This is a genomic window from Deefgea sp. CFH1-16 (assembly GCF_016881365.1).
Lineage (GTDB): Bacteria > Pseudomonadota > Gammaproteobacteria > Burkholderiales > Chitinibacteraceae > Deefgea.
The window spans coordinates 320,648-345,672 of sequence record NZ_WLYT01000001.1 but is presented as its reverse complement, the minus strand read 5'-3'; the positions used below and the strand labels follow the sequence as shown (position 1 = coordinate 345,672).

Below are 25,025 nucleotides of genomic sequence, written 5' to 3'. Positions count from 1 at the left end.
ACTGGAGATGCTAGTGGTTTTTATAAAGGGCGAGCGCCGCAGCGCGTTGCTCAGCATGGTCAACAATCGGTGGGAAGTAATCAGTCTGCTCTAAGAAGCTCACAAACAATGCCCCGCGCCGCTCATTGGCAGAAAAAGCCCATGGCGAGTGAATCGCCACATCGGGCAGATCGGCTAATTCGGGCACATATCGACGAATAAATTGACCATTAGCATCGAATTTTTCTGATTGCAGTACTGGGTTAAAGATGCGGTTATATGGCTGAGCATCGCATCCCGTTGACGCGGCCCATTGCCAGCCACCGTTATTACTCGCTAGATCGTAATCGAGTAAATGCTCGGCAAAAAATTGCTCGCCCCAGCGCCAATCAACCAGTAAATCTTTGACCAAAAAGCTGGCGGTAATCATGCGCAATCGATTGTGCATATAACCGGTTTGCGTCAATTGGCGCATTGCGGCGTCGACAATCGGGTAGCCGGTTTCACCCGCGCACCATGCGGCAAATAATTCGGGATGATTCGGGAAGGGCAATTGGTCGAGCTCGGGCTTAAAGGTGTGCTCAACCACATCTGGGCGATGCCATAAAATTTGCGAATAAAATTCACGCCAGATGAGTTCCGATAGCCAAGTTTCTGCGCCGATGCCGCCATGTTCATGCGCAAATCGCACGAGTTCACGAATCGATACCGTACCAAAGCGGATGTGCGCCGATAGATAAGAAACGCCTTTAATCGCCGGAAAATCCCGCGCGTCTTTGTAATCATTAATTCGACGTTTGAAGTCTTCGAATAACTTTTCCCCGCCACTCATTCCGAGTGGCACTTTTAGCTGGGTGAGATTGGTTTTGGCAAAGCCCAGCTCTTTAAGACTCGGGAAGTATTGTGGTTTGAGTGGTTTTAGCTGCTTGATGACGCGCTGAACAGGGTAGGGGGCAACATCTTGCTCGCGCAGCGTGGCCAGCCAAGTGCGTTTATACGGCGAAAACACACTATACATGCCGCCGCTTTGCGACAAGATTTGATCTTGTTCAAAAATAACTTGATCTTTATAGGTATTGAACGCTACGCCTTTTTCTTTAAGGCTTGCAGCAACATACCCATCGCGTTCAATCGCTTGTGGCTCGTAATCGCGATTGCAATACACGGCGGTGATACCAAATTGCTCAACCAAAGCAGGGATTTCAGTTCGAGGGTCGCCATGACGAATGACGAGATCGGTATTGTATTGCCGCAATTCAGTTTTGATTTCTTTGAGCGCTTCCCAAATAAACTCCACCCGGCGGTCTTGTTTAGGAAGATCTTTTAAGATTGTCGTGTCAAAAACAAAAGCCAAAATCACTTGATCGGCATTTTTTAACGCTTCATACATCGCGTGATGGTCAAATAAGCGCAAATCGCGGCGCAGCCAGACGAGGGCAGTGGTGGTCATATTGAGTTCCTTTTGGTGGGTATCTGAAGCTAGGCTTTGATAAAAAGCGACTAGATTCATATACCTATTGAATGCAGCGCGCGAAGTGCGAATGGCGTGGGCTGCATTCTGTTGCATTTTTGAATATGCGCATCTTAACACTCTGCGCCTCGCTTGACTGTATATGTGTATTAGTTCAATAATACACACAAACACCAACCAGCGGATTGCGCATGTTCATCTTAAACCCCGCTTTGCCTACGCCGATTTATCGGCAAATCCAAGATCAAGTGCGCCGCTTGATTGCGGGTGGGCAATTGCTGCCGGGCACTGCATTGCCGTCGGTGCGTGAGTTGGCCGAAATTCATGCCGTTAATCCGATGACGATTTCCAAAGCCTACAGCCTGCTCGAAGCCGAAGGCTTGTTGGCGCGGCAACGCGGTAAACCAATGACCGTCGCTGAGCACCCACCGCCGCACATTTTAGCGAGTCTGCAATTACACACGATTTTGCGCGACACCATTACCGCCGCACGCCAATTAGGCTTGAGCGACGCCGAGCTAATCGCTGCCCTCCATGCTGAACTGAATCAGGATCAAGACCATGAATGATCGCAACCCTGTTGTATTAGAAACTTTAGTCACGGCCAAAGATGTCGCTCTCGGTGTTGTCAATTGTGCGGGGCAAACACTGACGATTATGCCGGGGCAAGTGGTGGGCTTGCTGGGTAAAAATGGCGCGGGCAAAACCACCTTGCTCGATGGCTTGCTGGGCTATACGTTTTTGAACGCAGGGGAGGTGAGCCTATTTGGCCACAATCCAACTGAATTACCTGCCGATGTTTGTAGCCAAATTGGCTTTGTTGCGCAGCAAGATGATTTGTTGCCGTGGCTCACCGGCAGCGAAATGCTGGCGGCGACGCGACTTTTCTATCCACATTGGAATCATCAATTAGTGGATCGTCTGCTTGATCGTTGGTCGGTACCAACGTGGCAGAAAGTTAGCGATATGTCGGTCGGCGAGCGGCAAAAGTTGGCGCTGGTCGCGGCCATGGCGCATGAACCCAAGCTGCTGGTGCTGGATGAGCCTGCCGCCAGTCTTGACCCACTGGCGCGCGCCGTGCTTTGATTGCCGAGTTGATCGATATTGTCGCCGATGGCGAGCGATCTATTTTGTTATCCAGCCATATTTTCAGCGACATCGAGCGCGTTGCCAGCGAGGTGTGGTTGCTAGAAAAAGGCCGTATCACCTATCAGGGCGGCTTGGATGAACTGAAAGAGTCCGTCGTTCGCTTGCACTTAACGAGGCCGTTGCAAGTGAATGGCAGCTTGGCGCTGACCACCAAGCAGGTGATTCGCACCGAGGTGAATACCGGGCGAGAAACATGGATTATTCGCGGCTGGAATGAAGCGCTGGCTGCAGAATGCGCGGCCCAAATTAGCTCACCGTATCAAGTGGAAGCGTTGGGGCTGGAAGACGCTTTTGTGGAGATTTCGCAATGAGCTGGGGCTATCAAATCTTGGCAAGCTGGCGCGATCCGGCGGTGAAAGCGCAGCGGAAGTGGCTGTTTTTGCAGTTTTGGGGGCGTAGTGTTAATAAGCGAATTGGCTGGTTTTTTGCCTATTTGTTTTTTGTTTGTCTCTGCCTGCTGATGCCAGCGGAGCTAGTTAAGGGGTTTGGCTACTCAATAGGAATGTTGTGTTATATGCATGTACTGAGTACTGCGGAGGTCCTTGTTTCACTGAAAAAATGGCGTTTACGAGCCGCTCAATTACAAATAGTAGCTGCGCAAGCTTTGTTGTTATATGGGGTAGTCTGGTGTGGGCTAGGAGTAATCATTTGGTATCGAACAGCAAATTCAACCATTTTATTTTTACTCAGCTTTCTGTTGTTGCTGATGCTCATGCTGAGTTTAATGCTGCCACAGGCGATTACCAATAAGCACCCTAATCCTTTGCAAGCAGAAAAGTTTCAAGTGCAAGGGGGTTTAATTCCATTGGCTCTATCACTTGGATTTATTGTGTATCCACAATATGAATGGTTGATACGGCAAATATTTATTTTCAGCTCGAGTTGCTTACTGATAGCGGTAATTTGGCAGTTTACGAAATTTGCGCGTCCAAGACAGTTTGCAAATGTTGAGTTAGTAGGAAAGCGTGTTGAAAAGTTAAAACCTCAGTCAAAACACCCGCTGTTGTTGCAACTAGAAATGAATATGGGTGGAGCATTAGATCAAAAAGGTTTGCGTAAAATTTTTGTCTCATCATTTTTGTTTCCATATGCTTTTATATTAGCCTCTCAGCATCTACTGCGAATGCCTGCGCTGGATCAGTGGGGGGCTGGAGCATTATTTTTAATGTTACTACCTGGTTTTCTTGCCATGTTTGCTTCGGGTCGCCAGCAATGGTCAGGGTCTTGGCTCATTCGCAGCCATCATCGCTCGAGGTTATGGCTGCAAGATGAACAACTTTTTATTGCGGTATTGTTGCTCAGTGCATCCCTACATTCAGTGCTGATGCTCATTTTGCAAATTGATAGTTTGGCAAATATTTTTAATGGTGCACTGTTATTCGTGTTTGGTATGACTAGCCTGAGATATTTATTTTTTAGTGTGCAATGGATGTGGTTTTATGGATTAAGTGCTGATGGTCGGGTTTTGCAAACAGGTGCTATACCAACGTATCTCTCTATATTCCCTATCTTTATCGTGGTGTCGATAATTTGGAATTCAGGTGCTCAGAATCAAATCCATTTAATGATTGCGGTGTTTGCGCTCTCTTCGTTGATTTTGGCTTTTATTTCTTATCGCAAAGCACTGAAAATTGATCTGGGCGCGATTCGACGCGCGAAACGAAGTTAACTCACGGCGTATTGTTCCCTATGCTTTGCGCATAAAGACCTCTGGACTCATACCCATAGGTCTTGATCTTTTTTGCTTGCGCCGATGTTGAGTCATCGCTTAGTCGCAGCGACTTTGCAAAAGCTATGCGATAATTGGGTTATGGAAAACGCCAACACAATGAATCTTTCTCGACACTTCCTGATCGCGATGCCGAATCTGGTCGATCCTATTTTCGCTAAATCACTCACTTATGTGTGTGAACACAATGAAAAAGGCGCGATGGGGGTGATTATGAACCGTCCACTCGGCATGACGCTGACGACCTTATTTGAACAAATCGATTTGGAAATGCATCGTCCAGATGTGGCGGAATTACCGGTTCATTTCGGCGGGCCAGTGCAGACCGATCGTGGCTTTGTGTTGCATACCCCATTGGGCGATTGGCAATCTTCTTTAATTATCTCTCCTGAAATCGGCTTAACCACGTCAAAAGACATTTTATTGGCGGTGAGCGAAGGCAAGGGGCCAGAAAAACTATTTGTTTCTTTGGGCTTTGCCGGTTGGGAAGCGGGCCAGCTAGAAAAAGAAATCTTTGAGAATTCTTGGCTGACGGTGCCGGTTGAAACGATGCAACAACTGTTTGATATCCCTTCTGAAGAACGCTATGCCGCTGCGCTGGCTTTATTGGGCGTGGATGTGGCGATGTTGTCAAAAGAGATTGGTCACGCATGAGTACGATTTTAGCTTTTGATTTTGGTGAAGTGCGAATCGGCGTGGCCACCGGGTCGACCGAAATCGGCATTGCGACGCCCGTTGAAACCATTGCTTTTGAAGAAAACGATAAAAAATTTGCCCGCATCGAGGCCCTGATTAAAGAATGGCAACCTTCGCTGTTGGTGGTGGGTTTGCCGTGTTATCTCGATGGTACCGAGCATGATATGACGCGCATGGCTCGTCGCTTTGCTAATCGCCTGAATGGGCGATTTTCTTTGCCGGTGCATTTGGTCGATGAGCGCTTAAGTAGTGCGGCGGCCAGCTCGGCTTTAAATGAGACGGGCTTAAAAGGTCGGAAACAAAAAACGGCGTTGGATCAAGTGGCGGCGATGCAAATTCTGCAAACTTACTTTGATACACCGCCCGTCTAAAGACGCTAGAAAAAATATTTGCCACAGAGGCAGGCAGACACAGAGCAAGCAAAAACTACGAACTATGTAGTGGAAATTACGCAGTTCTCTGTGCCTTTGTGCCGCTGTGGTGGGTTTAAAACGAATTTAAATTCGCGAGGAAGCTATGTATAACCCGCAACTGAATGCCCAAGGTGAGTTGATTCATTTACTCACCACCGAAGGGCTACCGCGTCGTGTTTTGACGCAGATTTTGGATAAAGCCGCCGAGTTTGTCTCGGGCGGTGAGCTGGTGAATCAAAAATTCGCCGATTTAGCTGGCACTTCGGTGTTTAATTTATTTTTTGAAAACTCAACGCGTACCCGTACGACGTTTGAAATCGCCGCGAAGCGCCTGTCGGCCGATGTATCGAGCTTGAATATTCAAGCTTCCAGTACCGCCAAAGGCGAAACGCTGCTCGATACCATTCACAATATTGAAGCGATGGGCGCGAATTTATTCGTTGTTCGCCATTCAGATTCGGGCGCAGCGCATTTGATTGCCAAACACGTGAAGCCGGGTGTCGCGGTGGTGAATGCTGGCGATGGTCGCCACGCGCATCCAACGCAAGCCATGCTCGATATGTTCACTATTCGCCATTACAAAGGTGACTTTACCAATTTGCGCGTGGCGATTGTGGGCGATGTATTGCATAGCCGCGTGGCGCGCTCGCAAATTCATGCTTTATCGACTTTGGGTTGCCCAGATATTCGCGTCATCGCGCCAAAAACCTTGTTGCCAACGGGTATTGAGCAGCTTGGGGTGCATGTGTATCACGATATGGAAGCCGGTCTGAAAGACGTGGATGTGGTGGCGATGTTGCGCCTACAAAATGAGCGTATGGCTGGGGCGTATCTGCCGTCAACGCAGGAATTTTTTAAGGTCTACGGTCTGACCCAAGAAAAATTGGCTTTTGCCAAACCGGATGCGATTGTGCTGCATCCAGGGCCAATGAATCGCGGCGTTGAGATTGATTCGGCCGTGGCCGATGGTGATCAAGCGGTGATCTTGCCGCAAGTGACATTCGGTATCGCGGTACGCATGGCGGTGCTCAGCATCGTGGCGGCCAATCAACGTGAATTGATTTAAGTGGGTAAAAAAATATGAACCACAGCGGCACAAAGGCGCAGAGGAAAATCTAAAGCTCATCATTGCGTGGCAGGTCATGCAATTGAATGGGATGAAATCTCTGTGTCTCTGCGCCTCTGTGGTGAGTTTTTATCGCACTTCGAGGGTGAAAATGAAAAATATTCTGATTAAAAATGGTTGCTTGGTCGATCCGATTGCCGGTACGGAGCAAGTGGCTGATTTGTATTTAGCCAATGGCAAAATCGCCGCCGTGGGTGCTGCGCCTGCTGGGTTTGTGATTGATGAAACCATTGATGCAACGGGCTTAATCGTGGCTCCGGGTTTGGTTGATTTAGCCGCGCGTTTGCGTGAACCAGGTTTTGAGTACAAAGCAACGCTCAAATCTGAAATGGCGGCGGCCGTTGCCGGTGGCGTAACTAGCGTGGTGTGTCCGCCCGATACTGATCCGGTGCTCGACGAGTCAGGCTTGGTGATGAATTTACGCCAACGGGCTAAAAATCTCGATTTAGCGCGTTTATATCCGGTTGGTGCGTTGACAGTGGGCCTAAAGGGTAAAGAAATTACCGAAATGGCGATGTTGAACGAGGCTGGTTGCGTGGCTTTTTCGCAAGGTGATGTGCCGATTGCCGACTTGCAAGTGCTGTACCGCGCAATGCAGTACGCGGCTAATTTTGGTTATGAGCTGCGCTTGCGCCCTGAAGAAGCATCGTTGGTGAACGATGGAGTGGCGCACGATGGTCCGTATGCATCTCGTCTGGGCTTAACCGGCATTCCGGTGATTGCCGAAACCATCGCCGTGGCGCAAATCGTGCAATTGATGCGTGCCACCGGTTGCCGCGTGCATTTAGCGCGGATGTCGAGCGCTGCCGGTCTTGATTTGGTTCGCGCCGCCAAGGCAGAAGGCCTGCCACTGACGTGCGACGTGAGCATCAACCATATTCATTTGGCTGATATTGATATTGGTTTCTTTGATAGCCAATACCGTTTCGATCCGCCACTACGGGCGGTGTCTGATCGCGATGCGATTGTTAAAGCGCTGAACGACGGTACGATTGATGCCATATGCTCGGATCATTCGCCAGTCGATGATGACGGTAAATTACTACCGTTTGCGCAAGCAGAGCGCGGCGCGACGGGTTTGGAATTATTGCTGCCGTTAACGCTGAAATGGGCTAGCAGCCAGCACATTAGCTTGCCGCAAGCACTGGCAAAAATCTCTGCAATGCCAGCCAAAATGCTCGGGTTTGACGCGGGTTTAGCCGTTGGCAATCGCGCTGATTTGGTGGTGTTTGATGCCAAAGCGCATTGGCAAGTGATTCCTGAACGCCTAAAAAGCCAAGGTAAAAACACGCCATTTATTGGGCATGAAATGCTCGGTAAAGTGAAATACACGCTGGTGAAAGGCAAAGTGGTTTTTGCTTAATGGCTGGGTATATTACGTTAGGCCATAAATAGATTGGTTTTTAGGGCGATACCTTAATATATAAAGGGCTGCGTTGAGCAGCCCTTTTTGTTGTCTTGATTATTTCGGTAGTGCTTGCCCTTTAGGCCACAGCAGCCACAGGCTACCGCTTTGCTTCATTTCTCCAGCGAGTTCACCCGCAGCGTCGCCCGTTCCCCAAAAGAAATCCGCTCGAACACTGCCGCGAATTGCGCCGCCCGTGTCTTGCGCTGCAACTAAACGATGGATACCGCCGGCGTTATCGGGCCGTGTGGTGGCGATAAACACCATGCTGCCCAGTGGGACCGTATTGGGGTCGATTGCGATACTGTACGCCGCAGTAAGTGGCACGCCGAGCGAGCCGATGGGGCCCTCATTACTGGCGGGTAAGGTGCGGAAAAACACATAACTTGGATTGCTATTGAGTAATTCATCCACCCGTTTGGGGTTGGCTTTGGCCCAAGCGCGAATGGTTTGCATTGAGACTTCGCTGGCTGGCAGCAAGCCTTGTTCGACCAACCAGCGGCCGACTGGCTTATACGGGCGACCATTTTGGTCGGCGTAGCCTAAGCGCAATTGTTCACCATTACTGAGTTGAACGCGCCCTGAGCCTTGAATTTGTAAAAACTGCACGTCCATTGGATCGTTCAACCACGCTAATACGGGGGCGTTGACGCCATTTTTAACAATCTCGGCGCGGTCAGGAAAGGGTACTAGCTTATTGCCAAGCACTTTGCCGCGTAAACGTTTGCCTTTGAGTTCCGGGTAAACGCTATCTAAGGCGACGGTAATCATGTCACGCGGCGGGCCGTAAACGGCTTGATTGGCGGTATTGGTCTGCGTGAGGCTACCGGCATAGACGGGCTCGTAATACCCGGTGATGAGTCCGGTGGTGCTTTGGTCTGGATTTTGTAACTGATAAGGCGTAAGCCGAGCTTGTAAAAACTGGCGAATGGCGGGTGTCGTTAGCGCTACATTGGCGGCGTCTTGGCAAATCGGCGACCAAATTGGATTTTTTTGTAGCCGAGCGCAGCCATTACGCCATGCCTGAAAACCTTTGATCAGTTCATCTTGTGACCCAGCGGGTAGCGCTTGCCAGCTGCTGGCGACATAGCGCGGTGCGGCGGCTGCGGTGGGGCTGGTGGTTTCTGGGGAGGTGCTTGGTGTTGGGCTAGGTTGCGCTGGCGGTTTGACTGGTGCAGTGCCGCAGGCGGTAAAAAAAACTGGCCAGCAACAAGCTGGCCAGTGTGTGCTTTAACGCCAAAGTAGGGCGTTTGGCGGGACGACGTTCAATCATTGTGATCCGTTTTTAACTGTGTTCAGGGTTAGGGTCGATATTTTGTTTAAAAGCGGCTAAGCCGGCTTTTTGAATTTCGAGTGTTTTCACCGTCATTTGCAGCATGCCAATTTGCATACTGAGCCATTGCTCGACGGTTTTACATTCGACAATTTTACGCTCGATCTCTTCTTCGGTCAGCGGTGGAATAAATGGGTTATTCGCACCTTGTTTGAGCATATTGGCAAAAAAGCCAAAGGGATCGTTTGGATTAAATTCACTCATTATTTTGCTCCTCAGCCATTGCGGCTTCAACCGCTGCCAATGCCGCCATATTAATAATACGGCGAACGGATGCAGTTGGGGTCAAAATATGCACCGGTTTGGCCATGCCCATCAAAATCGGACCAATGGTGACGCCATCGACTGCGGTGGCTTTGAGCAAGTTAAACGAAATATTCGCCGCATCCAAATTCGGCATAATCAGAATATTGGCTTCCCCTTTGAGGCGGGAATTTGGGAAAACCTGTGCTCGAATGGCGGTCGAAAGCGCCGCATCACCATGCATTTCCCCGTCGATTTCTAATTCCGGGGCTTGCTCGGTGACAATCCGTAGCGCTTCTTGCATTTTACGCGCGGACGGGCTGTCGTTACTGCCAAAGCTTGAATGGCTCAATAGCGCCGCTTTTGGGGCAATACCAAATTTACGCACCGCTTCTGCCGCCATCATGGTGATTTCAGCCAGTTGTTCGGCGTTAGGGTCGGCATTGACATAGGTGTCGGTGATGAAAATATTGCCTGAATGCAACAGCAAAATATTCATTGCCGCTGTGGTCGAGACGCCCGGTTTTAAGCCCAGCACATTTTTAATGTGCGCCAAATGATTGTGATACAAACCGTAAGTACCGCAAATCATGGCGTCCGCTTCACCCCGCTCGACCATTAAAGCGCCGATGAGTGTCGTTTTGCGGCGTACTTCAGCTTTGGCGAGGTCTTCTGAAACGCCTTTGCGTTGCATGAGGCTGTAATACAGTTGCCAGTATTCGCGATAGCGCGGGTCATTTTCTGGATTACAAACTTCAAAATCGATACCAAGGCGAATGCGCAAACCGAGCTTTTCAATTCGCGCTTGAATCACCGGTGGGCGGCCAATCAAAATCGGTTGGCATAAGCGCATATCGAGTAATTCTTGGACGGCATGCAAGGTACGCTCATCTTCGCCTTCACAAAACACCACGCGTTTTTGCGCTTTTTTGGCTGCCATAAATACCGGCCGCATAAAGAGACTCGATTTATACACAAATTGCGTGAGTTCTTCGATATACGTTGCCCAATCTTCAATCGGGCGCGTGGCGACGCCGCTGTCCATCGCCGCTTTGGCCACTGCCGGGGCAATTTTTACGATGAGACGCGGATCAAACGGGGTTGGGATTAAATACTCTGCGCCAAAAGCCAATGATTTGCCGCTATAGGCATTGGCAACCACATCGGACAATTCGGCGTGTGCCAGCTCGGCAATGGCGTTCACTGCCGCGTGTTTCATCGCTTCATTAATTGTGGTGGCACCGACATCGAGTGCGCCACGGAAGATAAATGGGAAGCAAAGTACGTTGTTCACTTGATTTGGATAATCCGAGCGACCCGTACAAATAATTGCATCTGGGCGCGCTGCGCGGGCTTCTGGCGGAGTCACTTCAGGGTTTGGATTGGCTAGCGCCAAGATCAATGGCGACACCGCCATGGTTTTGAGCATTTCGGCATCAATCGCGCCAGGGCCTGAAAGACCTAAGAAAATATCGGCCCCGACTAGCGCTTGGGCTGGGGTGCGAATGTCCGTGTCGCGCGCATAACGCTGCTTGGTTTCGTCTAGCGGGCCACGGCCGTTATAAATCACGCCTTTGGAGTCGCAAACAAAAATATTGCTTTTTTGTACGCCCAAAGAAACCAGTAAGTCTAAACACGCAATTGCGGCGGCACCGGCGCCGGAGGCGACTAATTTAACATCAGCGATGTTTTTATTCAGTAAGGCAAGGGCGTTTTTGACGGCAGCGCCGACAATAATTGCCGTGCCATGCTGGTCATCATGAAACACCGGAATATTCATTCGCTCGCGAAGTTTTTTTTCTACATAAAAACACTCAGGCGCTTTAATGTCTTCGAGGTTGATACCGCCAAAAGTCGGTTCTAGCGAGGCGATGATTTCAATCAGTTTGTCAGGGTCGTTTTCGTCGATTTCAATATCAAAAACGTCAATGCCGGCGAATTTTTTTAAATAATACGCCTTTGCCTTCCATCACCGGTTTGCCGGCCAGAGGGCCAATATTGCCCAAGCCTAAAACGGCAGTGCCATTGGTAACCACGGCGACTAAATTGCCGCGCGCGGTTAAATTGCGCGCTTCGGATGGATCGGCAACGATGGCATCGCAGGCAGCAGCCACGCCGGGTGAATAGGCAAGAGCTAAGTCGCGCTGGCTAGCGAGCCCTTTGGTGGGCACCACTTGAATCTTGCCGGGTTTTGGGAAACGGTGATATTCAAGTGCTTTCTTTCTGAGTTCTTCGTCCATGATCTGCCCCTGGTGCGTGTATCGATGTGAGTTGATGCTGGGGGAATATGGCGCTGAAAAGTATTAGGGATATTCCCACAGACCGATAAAAAAGAGCATCTATGACTAAAAAGTGAGTCTAAATATTATAGGTATTGCTATCTAGTTATTGTTGTTAATAGTTTACGAGGCTATACCCATGTATTCATGATGTTCATTTTATGCTGCGTAATTAAAACAACATGATGTCATCACTTGGTTCTTCGGGCTCCGGTGCCGCAGCTATAACGGCCTGTGGTGATCGTTGGGTTAGATAAATCAAGGTGGCGATCACATGAGAAAACTCATCGTCGAGCGATAAACCTTGATCGTAAATTTGGGTGGCTGCAGCTAGGCTATGCGCAATCATATCTAGTAGTGCCCCTTCTTGTGAATCGGTAAGGCCTAAATACACCATCTTGTGTTCAAACTGATCTTGTAATTCGCTAAACAGTCGCACCGATGAGCCAGCTTGTTGGCGATATTCGTTTTCTAGTTTTTGAATGGAAGATTGAATTAAAGTAATCGCATTTAAGGTGAGCTGCTGCTGAGCGCGAATTTGCGTTTCATTTAAAATGCCGTCGAGTCGTGTTTCTGCAGCCTCAACCAAAATGGCGATATGGTCGCGTAAACGGCCACACAAATCGGGTTGGTTAACGGGCATGTCTTTGACTTGCAAGATAATTCTGGGGAAATTAATCACCAATCGTTTGCCCATCTCATAAATGCGCTGCGGGTCTTGCGCCAAGGTTTGTAACATATGCTCTTCGAGCGGGCTGCTGCGTCCTTGGCTATTGAGTGTGAGCAAGGTGTCTTGTTGATGAATTTGGGCGGCAACTTGTACATTGAATTTGGCTGTGGTATTTACCAATGCTTTGAGTAAACCAGCTTCATCCGGGGCTAAACTAGCACGCTTAAAAAAACTAATTACTTTGCCTAATTCAGCAGAATTGGATATGGCCTGTATCGCCGTATCGGTCGCAGCTTGGACTGAGCTGCGCAGCTGCTGAGTTTCTTCGATGCTGCGTTGAAACAATAATAGTTTTTGTTGTAATTCATCATTACAAAATGGCTTGCTGATAAAGTCGTCGGCCCCCGCGCCATAAGCGGCAACATAATCTCCTTTTTCAGTGCTGGCAATAAACAATATTTCGCCATTTGGGTTGTTATTTTTGTAACGTTGGCAAATCGCATAGGCCATCTGATCGGCTAAATTACCATCGATGAGAAGAATATCAGGCTGCGTTTGCTCAAGTAGCGCCATTGCATTAGCGCCGTTTTCTGCCATTTGTATTACAAAATTCGCCTCGATATTGGACTGCAAAGCTTCGTAAGCAGAACAGTCTGGATCGACGATCAGTAGAGAGAGTGGCATGGGCTAACTTTCCATTGAAATTGCTGGTAAGTATTTGCACCAAAATTGTATGGCAAGGCGTCGAAGCCGCCGGTAGTACCTTGAGTACGCCAAGGCGCGGCAACGATGCAAGAAGACTTTTGCTTAACGACTTAAGTGCAATGACCATCGCTTGAGCTAGGCCAAGAGCAGGACGTGCCTGCTTAGGCTCTTTATAGTTTATATTTTAATATATGGCAGCTTAGTGACAGCTTGGTGTTGGATTTAAAAGTAGTACATCCCCATTGCGGTTTTTACTTTATGCAAAGTCAGGGCGGCAGTTTGTCGCGCTTTGGCTGAGCCACATAGCAATAGCGACAAAATGGCATCCGGATCTTTGGCCAATTGCGCACGGCGTTCGCGAATCGGGCCGATCAAGGCTTGTAATTGCTCATTGAGGCGCGCTTTGATCACTCGATCTGCCAGTCCGCCATGCTGGTATTGAGCTTTTAATTCATTGACGTGTGCTGGTTCGGCATCAAATGCATCTAAAAAGCTAAACACCACATTGCCTTCAATTTGGCCAGGGCTGCCAATGGTGAGGTGGTTGGCGTCGGTATACATTTTATTGACCGCCTGCTCAATGTCATCGGCGCTGGCAGCCAGGCTAATATGATTGCCTGCGGCACGGCTCATTTTTGTTTTGCCATCAATGCCCGGCAGGCGACTGGTATTAGACAGTAAGGCACTGCATTCATTGAGTACGTTTTCGCCCACCATGCGGTTAAAACGGCGAACAATTTCATTGGTTTGCTCAATCATTGGCAATTGATCGGCGCCGACCGGAATCAAGCTGCCGCGCAAAGCGGTAATGTCAGCGGCTTGGCTAACGGGATAAGTTAAAAAACCAGCGGCCACATCGCGATCTTGCCCTTTGGCCTTGAGTTCGGATTTGACGGTGGGATTACGCTCTAAACGGGCGATGGAAACCAGATTCATTAAGTAAAACGACAGCTCAGCCAGTTCTGGCACCATCGATTGAATCAAGATGGTCGACTTTTGCGGATCGATGCCGACAGCAAGGTAGTCCAGCGCCACATCAATCACCGACTGACGGACTGCACGATAATCGCCTTGATGGTCTGCCAAGGCTTGCGTGTCGGCTAATAAAATAAAGGGCTGATGGGTTTCTTGTAGGCTAAGGCGAGTTTGTAGTGAGCCAACATAATGGCCTAAATGCAAGGGGCCAGTGGTGCGATCGCCGGTGACCACGATGGTGGCTGCCGATGGATTCGACGCGGTAGATGTTTGTGACATGATGCTGCTCCTTAAAATGGAGCCGCCGGATGGGAGAGGGGTAGAAAACAAAAAAAAACCTGTCACCGTAATCCGGCGGCAGGTTTTGTCGATACCAACAAGCCCAGTGCCGCCTAGAGGCGCCACCAGTAATAAGCAACAGAAAGGGGGTGTTGGATCATGTTCATGACTCAATAGTGACAGGCTTAACTTTAGCCCGTCAAGTGTTTTGCCCGTTATTGCAAGCCAACAGCAAATAATTTCGTTAGGTATTGGCTTGTACGCTTTATTTTAAAAAGCATTTAGTGATATACCTAGATTGATTGAAGTATGTGCTGCATGGCACGGTTTAACCACAATCAGCAGACATAGCAATACTTTACCTTGACGCTGTTGGTGGTGGATCAAAACTCATTAGCGGTTTGCGGCATAGACGATAGTAGGCAATGGGCGTGGCTTGTGGCCGACTGCTCCGCGCCACACTAATGAAAATTTGCCAGTCGCTGTCTGCGAGCTTTTGATTCATGCTAGCAATTAAACCGTGCGGATTTTGGATGACACAGTGCTTGATCAGCTCAACACTGGTGCATTGTCGTTGTCGGCTGAGGCGTTGATAGATTTTGGCTTCGTCGGGCGTCCAGTCGATAAGAAGTAAGGGAGATTGTTCTGACATATAAAGCCTTAATGTGAGTCGGTTTTGCTAGGGTTCAGCGTTGGCGTTTGGAGCTGAACTTGAAGTGGGTTTTTCATATCCAGATGCACATCTTGCTGTGGGTAAGCAATGCAAATGTCGTGTTTTCTAAAGCTGGCATCAATCATAAAGCGTAAGTCACTGGCCACTTGACGGCCGATAATACCGGCGCCGATATCCACCCAATAATAAATGCCAAAGGTGAGCGCATCGGCAGCGAAATCTTCGAGCAATATTTCCGGTGGTTTATTTTTGCAGATTTGGCCGTGCCGCAGCACTTCGTCCTCGAGTAGCTTGGCAACCAGTCGTAAATCACTGCCATACGCGACGCCGACTTGAAAACCTTGGCGAATGACGCTGTTGGTGTAGCTCCAGTTAGTGACATTTTGCTCTAAAAAAGTACTATTGGGCACCAAGGTGTCGATGCCATTCACATCGCGCACCACGGCCGCGCGCACATTCATGTCGACGACGGTGCCCAATATGCCGGCAACCGCAATGGTGTCGCCAGGACGAAACGGGCGCTCGAGCAGCATCATCAGGCCGCTGATTAGATTTTTGAGCAGTGTTTGCATGCCAAAACCCAGACCAATCGCAATCGCACCGCCCAAGAATGCAAAGGCCGTGAGTGGGATTTGCACAATCAGCAATGAATTGATGAGCAGCCCAATAAAGGCGATCGATAAGATCCAGCGCTTGGCAATGCGAATTGAAACCTCGGGAAATCGGCTGCGTTTGATGAGGATTTTTTCGATTAAATGCCCAAAGAAAATACACAGCGCAAAGCCAACGGTAATTAACAGCACCGCGATGCACATTTTGCCGATGGTAACGCCGCGCGAAATACTGATGTTTTGCCCATCGACCTCAACGCTGTCATTGACGCTAAATAATTCATAGCGCCAGATTTGCGTCGTCAGACGGTGCATTTTTTCTTGCCAATAATCGGTACGCATGGCCAGCGTTTTATCTTGTTGGGCGGCATTATTGAGCCAGCGATTAAATTTTTCATTCGAGCGACGTAAATCAATTGCCGCTTCACGGTAGATGGTTTCGCGTTCTTGCCACGTTTGCCGTAAAGCCGCAGGGGTATCGCTTGAGCGGCCTAGTTGGTCTAATTGGTCCTGAGCAATACCTGCCGATTTTTGCATCGCAACGAGTGTGCCTTGCAAGGTGTGCTGCCAGGTCTGCGCCTCTTCATTGAGTTGTTGAATTTCTGCTTGCTTGCCGGAGTTTTTAAGTGCCAGTCGTTTTTTCCAAAAGCTACTCTCAATGGTGTTGGCCATCATTAAGTCAGATAAAACGCCAGACTCAATGGCCAGCGTTTCCAGTTGTTGTTGGAGTACTTGCTGTTGTTGATCGAGTGCTGAAAGCTGCGTTTGCAATGCAACGGTATTGTTGTTTTTTGGGTTTTCTAGTTGCTTATTGAGTGTGTCGCGCTGCGTTTTTAGTTGGGCTAATTGTTGGCGAAGTTGCTGTTCTTTGGTGATTTGATTGTTTTGTAGTTGCGCGTAATGCTGTTGTTGCGCAGTGATTTGTTGCAGCTCGTCATTCATCACCGCGCTTTGCAATTGATCTTGATTGGGGCCGAGTTTGGCATCGAGTGCTAATACTTGTTCGCGGCGCGCTTGCAATTGCGCGCGATTAAATTGCTGCCGTGCATCAATACTGGCCAAGGTGGCGAGCCAAGTGTCGACTTTTTGTTGTGAAGTCGCAATTTTGGCGGCGATTTGAGTGCGAGCGCTGCTTTGTGCCGGCGCTTTCTCTAGCAAATCTTGATTGAGGCGTAATTCGGCTTGTGCTTGGCCTAACTCATCATGGATGGTATTGAGGTAGGCTTCTTGCACGCTGAGATTGTTACGTAAAATATCGACTTCTTGCTCTAGCAATTGCCGCTCGCCTTGCTGCTGTACCTTGCTTTGGCTCGCTTGCAAGCTTGCAGGTGGGGCGTGATTTTCTTGATCAAGCGCGCTCAAGCCGTTGAGTGCGGCCAGATGTTGGCGGTAGGCGTAGATTTCGAGCGTGAGCCAAAATCGATTTAATTCTCGCTCTGGTGCAGTGGTGTTTTTTTTCTAAAGTGGCGAGCGCTGCTTGGGCTAATTCCAGCCGCTGATTTAAGCGTTCAAATTCGCTGCTGGTGCTGACGAATGCCGTGCTACTGGCACTGGTCGGCGTTGGTGTTAAACCTAGGTCACTCGGCGCAGCAATCGCTTGAGAGAAAATGAGTAGCAAAAATGCAGTAAAAAAACGAGACATAGTCGGCAATGCCAGAGTCAGAGAGGGGTATTTTACGCGTTACACTGGGGCGAGATTCAGAAATATGCAAGCTTAGGCTTGGGCGTCAGCATGCCACGTCGATCTTGCATGCTGATGCCTGAGCGACAATGGCATTGCTGACGAATCAATCACAGTTACATGGCGGTTTTGATGCCTGCTTTGACCAAAAACCAGTTCATTGGGTAGGCGGTGATAAAGCCGCAAGCCATGGCGATTTGCATCATGAACCAAAATATTGGCTCGGTGGGTGACATTGGCCCAATCAGCACAAAAATAGCGATAGCCATCCAGCCATACATGCCAATTTGCCATGAAGTTAAAGACAGCGAATCCACTTTGAGTGCCCGCCACCAGAGCGCAGCACCGGTTTCAGGCACCATGCCGATTAAACCACCGTATTGAAAGGTGACACCAATGGCGAGTGCCAGCAGGTAGGAGAGCGCCCATTCGCCAAAGACCGGGCTGCCCCACAATAAAAAGGGTGCGGCGGCAAATAGCCATGGCCCAATCAAGTCGGCGAGACTGCAACCGGCACCACAATGTAGTGTTCCGGCGGTAATGCTTTGCCAGAATGGTTTTTTTTGCGCTCATCTGCGCCGGCATATTCATATGCATTGGCATAGCCATTTTCATTTCTGGCATGGACGACATTGAGGTTGAAGAAGGAGCTGGGCTAGGAGTAGGGCTAGGCATCTGCATATTGGACATGCCCATATTGGGCATATCCTTCATGGGCATGTCATGCATCGCCATATTGTGCATCATTGCGGGCTTGGCTTCGTCGCCTAGTGGTTTTGACGATTGAGCGGGCTGGGTTGGCGCTGCGTGGCTAATGCGAGGTTTACTGCCATTACCAATATGCCGATAAGCCCAAATCGCCAGCGGACCAGCCCAAAGCGCATTAATCGGCCACACCCAGAGCATGATCGACATCATGGGTTTGGGGCGTTGACGTTGATCGAGCAGAATGTAAATCAAGCAAGCAATACCGACCAGTATGCTGCAAATGGCCAGAGTGCTTAGCCAATCGGGTAGGGGGGCGTGAGGCATGATGGCACTACTTCTATAAAAGAAATAATGTAGTTATAGCCCATCACTTTTGAGATGCTATGCTTGATTTTGGTGATATTTACTATGGGGTATCTGGATGCAACGAATTAAACCCATTGCATCCAGAGCAATACCCTTAGAGCGTAATGGCGTGTTCCCGTGTAGCATGGAAACGCAATTCTGGCCAGCGTTCCATCGTCAAATCCAGATTGACACGGCTGGTGGCCAAATAAGCCAAACTGTTGGCGGCATCGCGGCCGAGGTTGTTGGTGAGCGTGCGCTCGAACTCGGCGAGTTTTTTCGCATCATCGCAAGACACCCAGCGCGCAGTGTAAAATCGTCGTCGATTCAAACATCGCTTCCACACCGTATTCGTTCAGCAAGCGTGATGCAACGACTTCAAACTGCAATACCCCCACCGCACCGAGAATCAAATCGCCACCATTGAGCGGTTTGAAAACTTGAACTGCACCTTCTTCACCCAACTGCTGTAAGCCTTTTTGCAATTGCTTGATCTTGAGCGGGTTTTTGATGCGTACGATGCGGAACATTTCCGGCGCAAAGTAAGGAATACCGGTAAACGACAGTAATTCGCCTTCAGAAAACGAGTCGCCAATTTGAATATTGCCGTGGTTCGGCAAACCAATAATGTCGCCTGCATAAGCTTCTTCAACTTGCTCACGACCTTGTGCCATAAACGTCACCACCGAGTTGGCGGCGATATCGCGGTTGAGGCGCAGATGCTTAAATTTCATCCCGCGAGTAAATTCGCCCGAACACACGCGCAAGAACGCAATGCGGTCACGGTGTTTCGGATCCATATTGGCTTGGATTTTAAATACGAAAGCCGAGAATTTTTCTTCCGTTGGCGAAACGGCGCGTTGAATCGCGGCGCTGTCCGACGGTTGTGGCGCCCAATCAACCAGCGCATTCAAGATTTCACGAATACCGAAGTTATTAATCGCCGAACCAAAAAAGACCGGTGTCAACGTGCCATCGAGGAATTCTTCGAGCACGAATGGATGCGAAGCGCCGCGAACGAGCTCCAATTCCATCCGGGTTTGGTCGATTTCGAGCGGGAAGAGTTCGTCCAAACGTGGATTGTCGATGCCTTTGATGACTTCAACTTCATCAAGTGGGCCTTTGCCCGGCGTAAAGATAATCACTTCGTCTTTGAGGATGTGATACACCCCACGGAAGGTTTTACCCATGCCGACCGGCCAAGTAATGGGCGCGCAACGGATTTCGAGCACGCTTTCGACTTCGTCGAGCAGCTCTAAAGAATCGCGTACTTCACGGTCGTACTTATTCATGAAGGTGATAATCGGGGTGTGGCGCATGCGGCAGACGTTCAATAGTTTGATCGTTTGCGCTTCAACACCTTTAGCCGCGTCGATGACCATCAAGGCCGAATCCACTGCGGTCAGTACCCGATACGTGTCTTCCGAGAAGTCTTGGTGACCTGGGGTGTCGAGTAGATTGACCACGTGATCGCGGTAATCGAACTGCATCACTGAAGACGCAACCGAAATACCCCGTTGCTTTTCAATGTCCATCCAGTCGGAGGTGGCAAACTTACCGCCTTTTTTACCTTTTACAGTACCCGCATTTTGAATCGTGCCCGAGAAATACAGCAGTTTTTCGGTGAGCGTGGTCTTACCCGCATCGGGGTGGGAGACAATGGCGAAAGTACGGCGGCGCGCCACTTCACTGATGATATCCGGCATGATATTGATTCGGCGGGGAAAAACCCGCAATTGTACGCGAATGTGGCGATAAGCAAAACCTTTAGCGCGGATGACTCGGCAGTAGGACGGTAAATAACGCGCCGCCTTGTGGGTGATTGCTCGCGATAATGCGTCCTTCATGGTCGCTAATGATTTGTCGACTAATCGCTAGGCCCAGGCCAGTGCCGCTGCCATTGCGAGCACGGCTACTTTGGATAAATTTATCAAAAATATATTCCAATTCATCCTCTGGTACGCCCGGACCATGATCGCGAACGCTGACGCCGATGGCCGGTTGATCCGGTTCTAGTTGCGCATTGGCAATAAATTGAATTTCGATTTCGCCTCCGTGCGGACTAAATTTGATGGCATTGGACAATAAATTGACCAGTACTTGAGTCAGGCGTGCTTTATCAAAATGGGCGCTGGCTTCGATTTCGCTATCTTGAATATGCAGTTGTAACTGTTTGCTGCTAATGAGTGAACTAATTTCAGCGCATGCCATTCGCACAATCATTTGTAGGCTGTGAATGCCTTTGTCATAGGTCATTTTGTTGGCTTCTAGTCGCGACATGTCCAGCAAATCATTCAACAGAACTAATAATCGCTTTCCAGAGGCATTAATGCGTTCAAAGTAACGATTTAAATTGAGATTTTCACTGTGATTTTGGTTTTGTGTTTTGCCTAAGCCCATTTCAGAGAAAGACAAAATCGCATGCATTGGCGTGCGTAATTCATGTGACATATTGGCAAGGAAAGAAGACTTGGCAAAGTTAGCGCTTTCGGCAGCTTCTTTTGCTTCAACTAAATGCGTTTCGATTTTCTTTAAAACGGTAATGTCGGTAAAGAATGCATAAGCATATTCAATCGATTTTTGCTCATCAAGCACAACGCCACTATTAATCAGGAAGGGGTGTGCAATCCCTTCTTGATTGAATAGTTCTAAATCAATTGGCGCATGATGTTTATCAATTAAGCTGGCTAACTGATCTGGGAAGAATTTTTTAGCATTTTCACCCCATAAATCATTCGGGTGTCGACCAATGAGGTTTTTTCGGCTAAATCCGAGTAAGCGGGTGAATGAGTGATTAACGTCGCAGATGCGATGGCCAGCATCAATGAGTAAGAAGCCGTCTGCGGTTTGATCAATAATGGTGCGATTAAGGCGTTCTGATTGACGCATCGCTTGGGCGGCAATCCGCTGCGAGGTGATGTCTTCAATCACCGCGATCAACCCTTTGGACATATCGCCAGGGACCAAGGCTTTGGCGTAAACCATCGCCCAAAATGGCGTATGGTCACGGCGATACAGCTCAGTTTCCCCGCGAAATACGCCACCACTGGCAATTTTGCTCCAGATCAGTTGATTGGCTTCGCTAAATTGTTCGGTAGATGAAAAAATATTGTGGGTCGGTGAGCCGATAATATCACTGGCGGCATAAGCAAAAAGTAGCTCAAAAGCGGGGTTGACCAAGCGAATGGTGCCGCGCATGGATAGCATGATGGCGAGCGGGCTGGCATCAAGTACGGTGCGGATTTCTGCCGTGCGTTCCATGACCATTTCTTGCAAATGATCGCGGTGGCGGCGTAATTCTTGCTCGGCTTCGCGCCGTGCAGAAATATCACGTGCATTGCAGCAGATATAAGATTGTTTTTGAAATTGAATGAGCGATAAAGTAATTTCCATTGGCGTAATTTTACCCAATGAATTTTTAAGCAGACCTTCAAAGTTAATGGTGTTGTTGTCGTGTAGTTGCGATAAAAATTGTCGCCAATCCGCTTCGGAAATTTCGGTAAACAAATCGTTAAAATTAAGTGCGCTAAGTTCATCACTGCGATAAGCAGAATGTTTGGTGAGGCTTTTATTGGCATAGTAAATTCGACCCGACTCATTACACCAAAATGTCATGTCAGGTGATTCATCAACCGTAAATTGCGTTAAATACAGGCGAGCTTCAATTTGTTCTGCCCGTTTGATTTGTCGCATTAAAATGTAAGTTAAAATAGAAATGACCAGCATTAATAAGGCGGCCAACGCCGTTCGGATATAGGTTTGGGTTTTAAAGTGAGCTAAAATAAGATCAACATTAAAAGACAGGCGAATGATGAGTGGATTGTCGCTTTGATTGACAATAAAGGTGATCAGTTTTTCACCATTATCATCTTTGATATAAGTACTGCTGCGCTTAAGACGTAATTGCTCAAAAAGTAGCGGATCGTCGTTGCGAATGTTTTTATTTAAGGCGCTTTCATCAAATGGATAATTAATTAAAACGACGCCATCGCTACGCAATAATTGGATTTGCATTCCTTTGGGGAGTTGCAAAGAATCATAAAATTTAAGGAAGTAAGCCGGCTCCATTCCCGATAGGAGTACTCCACCAAATTCACCATTGGGTAAATTAACGCGACGAGTTAAGGGGAGTAACCATTTGCCATCGGTTCTAGATAAAATAGGCTCGCTGATATAGGGACGAATTGAATCAAAGTCACGATGGTAATTAAAATAAACCCGGTCGGCGAGTGATATTTTTCGCGCTGGATATTCTAGACCATGACTATGCAATATGCCGGTTGGACCGATGGTGATAATGCCGCGGATTTGTGGCGTTAAACGGACTTTATCTTTAAGTAGTAAATGCATGACGTATTCGTCAGCTTTATCGACACCACCTTGTCGATCTAAATCTTCAGCCACATTTTGCATGGCTTGTTCAACTGAAACATAAGCCCGCGTGGCGTTTTCATCTAATGCCCGAGCTAGTGATAAATTATAGTTTTCCGCTTCTCGCATTGTTTGCTGATAATCACGGATCGTAATCCACGTTAAAGTGAGTAAAACCACAAAGACGGTCACGCCATAAAAAGTCAACAAGCCAATTCGCAGTACACGAAGTGTTTTATGCGTATTTGGCTCGGTTGATAAATTGTTTTGGCGTGACCCTATCATGCTTTTATTTGGCCTCTAAAGCTTCCCAGCGTTCCATTTTTTCAATGGTGATTGCATCAATCTCATCGATTCTAGCCTGCATTGCTTTGGCCTTTGCAGGAGAATCGCGATAAATTGCCGGATCAAGCAAAGATTGTTGTAATTCTGTCTGTTCTTGCTCGAGTAATGCGATTTCCTTGGGTAGGTTTTCTAATTCGCGGGCTTCATTAAAGCTTAATTTGGTTCTTGCTGTTTTAGTGCGTTCAACCGGCTTGCTTTCTTTGCTGGCTGTGGTTTTGCTATTTGATTCACGACTAGCGAGCATGCGTGCTTTCGCATCAATCCAATCTTGATAACCACCGACGTTTTCAATAATTTGGCCGTTAGGTTCAAAGACGATAGTTTGAGTTACGACATTATCGAGAAAGGCACGATCATGGCTGACTAAGAACACGGTGCCTGGATATTCATCGAGTAATTGCTCAAGTAGCTCTAGCGTTTCAATATCCAAATCATTGGTCGGTTCATCGAGCACCAAAACGTTCGCTGGGCGGGTAAACAAACGCGCTAACAATAAGCGATTGCGCTCACCACCTGAGAGTGATTTTACCGGACTGCGCGCGCGCTCGGCGGGGAACAAGAATTGTTCCAAATAACCCATGATGTGTTTACGCTGACCGCCGATTTCTACGAAATCATCACCTTGGCTGACGGAGTCGGCGACTGATTTTTCTTCGTCAAGTTGTTCGCGGAACTGATCGAAATAAGCGACTTGGATCTTGGTGCCGGCCTTTACTGAACCGGTGTCGGGTTCGAGCTCGCCCAGAATCATTTTAAGTAAGGTGGTTTTACCTGCCCCGTTCGGGCCGATTAGACCGATTTTGTCGCCGCGCAAGATGCGGGTGCTAAAGTCTTTGATGAGTACTTTATCGCCATAGGCTTTGCTGACGTTTTCCAGTTCCGCGACAATTTTGCCGCTGCGATCACCAGCTTCAACTTGAAATTCAACTTTACCTAAGCGTTCACGACGCTCAGAGCGTTCGCGACGTAATTGTTCCAAGCGACGAACGCGGCCTTCGTTGCGGGTGCGACGTGCTTTGACCCCTTGGCGAATCCAAACTTCTTCAGCAGCCAGGTCTTTATCAAACTTTTTATTGTTTACTTCTTCTTGCGCGATGAGTTCTTCTTTTTTGGCTTCGTAGGCAGCAAAATTGCCTGGGAAGCTCACAATGTTGCCGCGATCGAGCTCAATAATACGATTGCTGACATTGTCCAAAAAGCGGCGATCATGGGTAATAAATAATACGCTGCCACCAAAGCCTTTGAGCATGGTTTCTAACCATTCAATCGCGCTAACGTCTAAATGGTTGGTTGGCTCGTCAAGTAGTAAAACTTGTGGCTCGGTGACCAAAGCACGGGCAATGGCGACGCGTTTTTTCCAACCACCTGAGAGTTCTGAAATCAAGGTTTCGGGCGGTAGACTCAGTTGTGACATGGTGGTCGAAATGAGCGAATCTAAGCGCCAGCCATCTTGGCTTTCCAGCTCGTGTTGAATTTCGGTCAGACGATCTAGGCTTTCTTGGCTATCGTCTAAGTGATCGAGCGCCGCATGGTAGTCAAGCAACACTTGGCGAATATTACCCAAGCCCTCGGCGACCGCTTCAAATACAGTGTGCTCAGGGTTGAGCATGGGCTCTTGCGGAACAAAGGCCATTTTGGCGTTATCAACTAAACGAATCGTGCCTTCGTCGAGTTTTTGTACGCCAGCGATGGCTTTTAATAATGACGACTTGCCTGCACCATTGCGGCCAATTAAACCAACCCGCTCTCCAGGCTCTAACACAAGGCCTGCGCCATCCAATAGTGGCCAGTGACCAAAGGCGAGGTGGGCATTTTCAACCAGTAACAAGGGCATAACAG

20 protein-coding genes and 2 pseudogenes are annotated in these 25,025 nt (G+C 48.6%); 8 read left to right on the top strand and 14 right to left on the bottom strand.

The genetic code is table 11. The features are described from left to right. Nucleotides 1–10: 10 nt before the first annotated feature. A complete protein-coding gene (locus tag GKO28_RS01845) occupies nt 11–1,429 on the bottom strand; it encodes a deoxyribodipyrimidine photo-lyase (RefSeq protein ID WP_182075162.1) in 1,419 nt (472 codons plus the stop codon). 212 nt (nt 1,430–1,641) lie between these two features. Between GKO28_RS01845 and GKO28_RS01840 the strand changes: the two genes are divergently transcribed. The 8 genes from GKO28_RS01840 to GKO28_RS01805 all read left to right on the top strand — a co-directional run bounded on the left by GKO28_RS01840 (nt 1,642) and on the right by GKO28_RS01805 (nt 7,926). Beyond that, a complete protein-coding gene (locus GKO28_RS01840; protein ID WP_173533672.1) occupies nt 1,642–2,019 on the top strand; it encodes a GntR family transcriptional regulator in 378 nt (125 codons plus the stop codon). Continuing rightward, a complete protein-coding gene (locus GKO28_RS01835; protein WP_182075161.1) occupies nt 2,012–2,536 on the top strand; it encodes an ATP-binding cassette domain-containing protein in 525 nt (174 codons plus the stop codon). Before GKO28_RS01840 ends, GKO28_RS01835 begins: the two co-directional genes overlap by 8 nt. Before the next feature lie 8 nt (nt 2,537–2,544). Then, nucleotides 2,545–2,910 carry a hypothetical protein gene (locus GKO28_RS01830; protein WP_203563828.1) on the top strand — a complete coding sequence of 122 codons (366 nt, stop codon included), beginning with the start codon at nt 2,545–2,547 and terminating at the stop codon, nt 2,908–2,910. After that, entirely contained in the window at nt 2,907–4,268 is a 1,362-nt protein-coding gene (locus GKO28_RS01825; protein ID WP_182075159.1) for a hypothetical protein, read from the top strand. Before GKO28_RS01830 ends, GKO28_RS01825 begins: the two co-directional genes overlap by 4 nt. Nucleotides 4,269–4,352: 84 nt before the next feature. Then, a complete protein-coding gene (locus tag GKO28_RS01820; RefSeq protein ID WP_374220705.1) occupies nt 4,353–4,982 on the top strand; it encodes a YqgE/AlgH family protein in 630 nt (209 codons plus the stop codon). Next, nucleotides 4,979–5,395: a Holliday junction resolvase RuvX gene (gene ruvX, locus GKO28_RS01815; protein WP_173533676.1), complete on the top strand. Its 417-nt coding sequence runs from the start codon at nt 4,979–4,981 to the stop codon at nt 5,393–5,395. Before GKO28_RS01820 ends, ruvX begins: the two co-directional genes overlap by 4 nt. Nucleotides 5,396–5,540: 145 nt before the next feature. Next, nucleotides 5,541–6,503 (top strand): aspartate carbamoyltransferase catalytic subunit, encoded by a 963-nt coding sequence (locus GKO28_RS01810; RefSeq protein ID WP_173533677.1) that lies wholly within the window; start codon nt 5,541–5,543, stop codon nt 6,501–6,503. Nucleotides 6,504–6,654: 151 nt separating this feature from the next. Then, on the top strand, nt 6,655–7,926 hold the full coding sequence (locus GKO28_RS01805) for a dihydroorotase (RefSeq protein ID WP_182075158.1): 1,272 nt from the start codon (nt 6,655–6,657) through the stop codon (nt 7,924–7,926). A gap of 99 nt (nt 7,927–8,025) precedes the next feature. Here the strand turns inward: GKO28_RS01805 and GKO28_RS01800 are convergent, their stop codons facing one another. The 13 genes and pseudogenes from GKO28_RS01800 to GKO28_RS01745 all read right to left on the bottom strand — a co-directional run bounded on the left by GKO28_RS01800 (nt 8,026) and on the right by GKO28_RS01745 (nt 25,020). Beyond that, nucleotides 8,026–8,826, bottom strand: a complete 801-nt coding sequence (locus GKO28_RS01800) for a murein transglycosylase A (RefSeq protein ID WP_374220753.1) — start codon at nt 8,824–8,826, stop codon at nt 8,026–8,028. 289 nt (nt 8,827–9,115) lie between these two features. Continuing rightward, a complete protein-coding gene (locus GKO28_RS20890) occupies nt 9,116–9,241 on the bottom strand; it encodes a hypothetical protein (protein WP_282099199.1) in 126 nt (41 codons plus the stop codon). Nucleotides 9,242–9,253: 12 nt separating this feature from the next. Beyond that, a complete protein-coding gene (locus GKO28_RS01795) occupies nt 9,254–9,505 on the bottom strand; it encodes a PhaM family polyhydroxyalkanoate granule multifunctional regulatory protein (RefSeq protein ID WP_182075157.1) in 252 nt (83 codons plus the stop codon). Beyond that, nucleotides 9,498–11,784 (bottom strand): annotated as a pseudogene (locus GKO28_RS01790) (NADP-dependent malic enzyme). Before GKO28_RS01790 ends, GKO28_RS01795 begins: the two are co-directional and overlap by 8 nt. A gap of 211 nt (nt 11,785–11,995) precedes the next feature. Continuing rightward, nucleotides 11,996–13,177, bottom strand: coding sequence for a response regulator transcription factor (locus tag GKO28_RS01785; RefSeq protein ID WP_182075156.1), 1,182 nt, complete (start codon nt 13,175–13,177; stop codon nt 11,996–11,998). Between the two features lie 243 nt (nt 13,178–13,420). Then, nucleotides 13,421–14,452, bottom strand: coding sequence for a tryptophan--tRNA ligase (gene trpS, locus GKO28_RS01780; RefSeq protein WP_182075155.1), 1,032 nt, complete (start codon nt 14,450–14,452; stop codon nt 13,421–13,423). A gap of 358 nt (nt 14,453–14,810) precedes the next feature. Then, a complete protein-coding gene (locus tag GKO28_RS01775; protein ID WP_182075154.1) occupies nt 14,811–15,104 on the bottom strand; it encodes a hypothetical protein in 294 nt (97 codons plus the stop codon). An 8-nt stretch (nt 15,105–15,112) separates the two neighbouring features. Beyond that, nucleotides 15,113–17,098 (bottom strand): mechanosensitive ion channel domain-containing protein, encoded by a 1,986-nt coding sequence (locus tag GKO28_RS01770; RefSeq protein ID WP_182075153.1) that lies wholly within the window; start codon nt 17,096–17,098, stop codon nt 15,113–15,115. After that, nucleotides 17,085–17,378, bottom strand: a complete 294-nt coding sequence (locus GKO28_RS01765) for a hypothetical protein (protein WP_182075152.1) — start codon at nt 17,376–17,378, stop codon at nt 17,085–17,087. The genes GKO28_RS01770 and GKO28_RS01765 overlap by 14 nt, the downstream gene beginning before the upstream one ends. A gap of 155 nt (nt 17,379–17,533) precedes the next feature. Beyond that, a complete protein-coding gene (locus GKO28_RS01760) occupies nt 17,534–17,911 on the bottom strand; it encodes a DUF4396 domain-containing protein (RefSeq protein ID WP_247646269.1) in 378 nt (125 codons plus the stop codon). Nucleotides 17,912–18,585: 674 nt separating this feature from the next. Beyond that, nucleotides 18,586–20,176 (bottom strand): annotated as a pseudogene (locus tag GKO28_RS01755) (peptide chain release factor 3). 61 nt (nt 20,177–20,237) lie between these two features. Continuing rightward, a complete protein-coding gene (locus GKO28_RS01750; protein WP_182075151.1) occupies nt 20,238–23,126 on the bottom strand; it encodes a PAS domain S-box protein in 2,889 nt (962 codons plus the stop codon). A gap of 4 nt (nt 23,127–23,130) precedes the next feature. Continuing rightward, nucleotides 23,131–25,020, bottom strand: coding sequence for an ATP-binding cassette domain-containing protein (locus tag GKO28_RS01745; protein WP_182075150.1), 1,890 nt, complete (start codon nt 25,018–25,020; stop codon nt 23,131–23,133). Nucleotides 25,021–25,025 lie beyond the last annotated feature (5 nt).

What these genes read in the sequence shown, in the direction of transcription:
- GKO28_RS01845 (WP_182075162.1), bottom strand. Translation starts at nt 1,429, where the DNA reads ATGACCACCACTGCCCTCGTCTGGCTGCGCCGCGATTTGCGCTTATTT.
- GKO28_RS01840 (WP_173533672.1), top strand. Translation starts at nt 1,642, where the DNA reads ATGTTCATCTTAAACCCCGCTTTGCCTACGCCGATTTATCGGCAAATC.
- GKO28_RS01835 (WP_182075161.1), top strand. Translation starts at nt 2,012, where the DNA reads ATGAATGATCGCAACCCTGTTGTATTAGAAACTTTAGTCACGGCCAAA.
- GKO28_RS01825 (WP_182075159.1), top strand. Translation starts at nt 2,907, where the DNA reads ATGAGCTGGGGCTATCAAATCTTGGCAAGCTGGCGCGATCCGGCGGTG.
- GKO28_RS01820 (WP_374220705.1), top strand. Translation starts at nt 4,353, where the DNA reads ATGTTGAGTCATCGCTTAGTCGCAGCGACTTTGCAAAAGCTATGCGAT.
- ruvX (WP_173533676.1), top strand. Translation starts at nt 4,979, where the DNA reads ATGAGTACGATTTTAGCTTTTGATTTTGGTGAAGTGCGAATCGGCGTG.
- GKO28_RS01810 (WP_173533677.1), top strand. Translation starts at nt 5,541, where the DNA reads ATGTATAACCCGCAACTGAATGCCCAAGGTGAGTTGATTCATTTACTC.
- GKO28_RS01805 (WP_182075158.1), top strand. Translation starts at nt 6,655, where the DNA reads ATGAAAAATATTCTGATTAAAAATGGTTGCTTGGTCGATCCGATTGCC.
- GKO28_RS20890 (WP_282099199.1), bottom strand. Translation starts at nt 9,241, where the DNA reads ATGATTGAACGTCGTCCCGCCAAACGCCCTACTTTGGCGTTAAAGCAC.
- GKO28_RS01795 (WP_182075157.1), bottom strand. Translation starts at nt 9,505, where the DNA reads ATGAGTGAATTTAATCCAAACGATCCCTTTGGCTTTTTTGCCAATATG.
- GKO28_RS01785 (WP_182075156.1), bottom strand. Translation starts at nt 13,177, where the DNA reads ATGCCACTCTCTCTACTGATCGTCGATCCAGACTGTTCTGCTTACGAA.
- trpS (WP_182075155.1), bottom strand. Translation starts at nt 14,452, where the DNA reads ATGTCACAAACATCTACCGCGTCGAATCCATCGGCAGCCACCATCGTG.
- GKO28_RS01775 (WP_182075154.1), bottom strand. Translation starts at nt 15,104, where the DNA reads ATGTCAGAACAATCTCCCTTACTTCTTATCGACTGGACGCCCGACGAA.
- GKO28_RS01765 (WP_182075152.1), bottom strand. Translation starts at nt 17,378, where the DNA reads ATGTCTCGTTTTTTTACTGCATTTTTGCTACTCATTTTCTCTCAAGCG.
- GKO28_RS01750 (WP_182075151.1), bottom strand. Translation starts at nt 23,126, where the DNA reads ATGATAGGGTCACGCCAAAACAATTTATCAACCGAGCCAAATACGCAT.
- GKO28_RS01745 (WP_182075150.1), bottom strand. Translation starts at nt 25,020, where the DNA reads ATGCCCTTGTTACTGGTTGAAAATGCCCACCTCGCCTTTGGTCACTGG.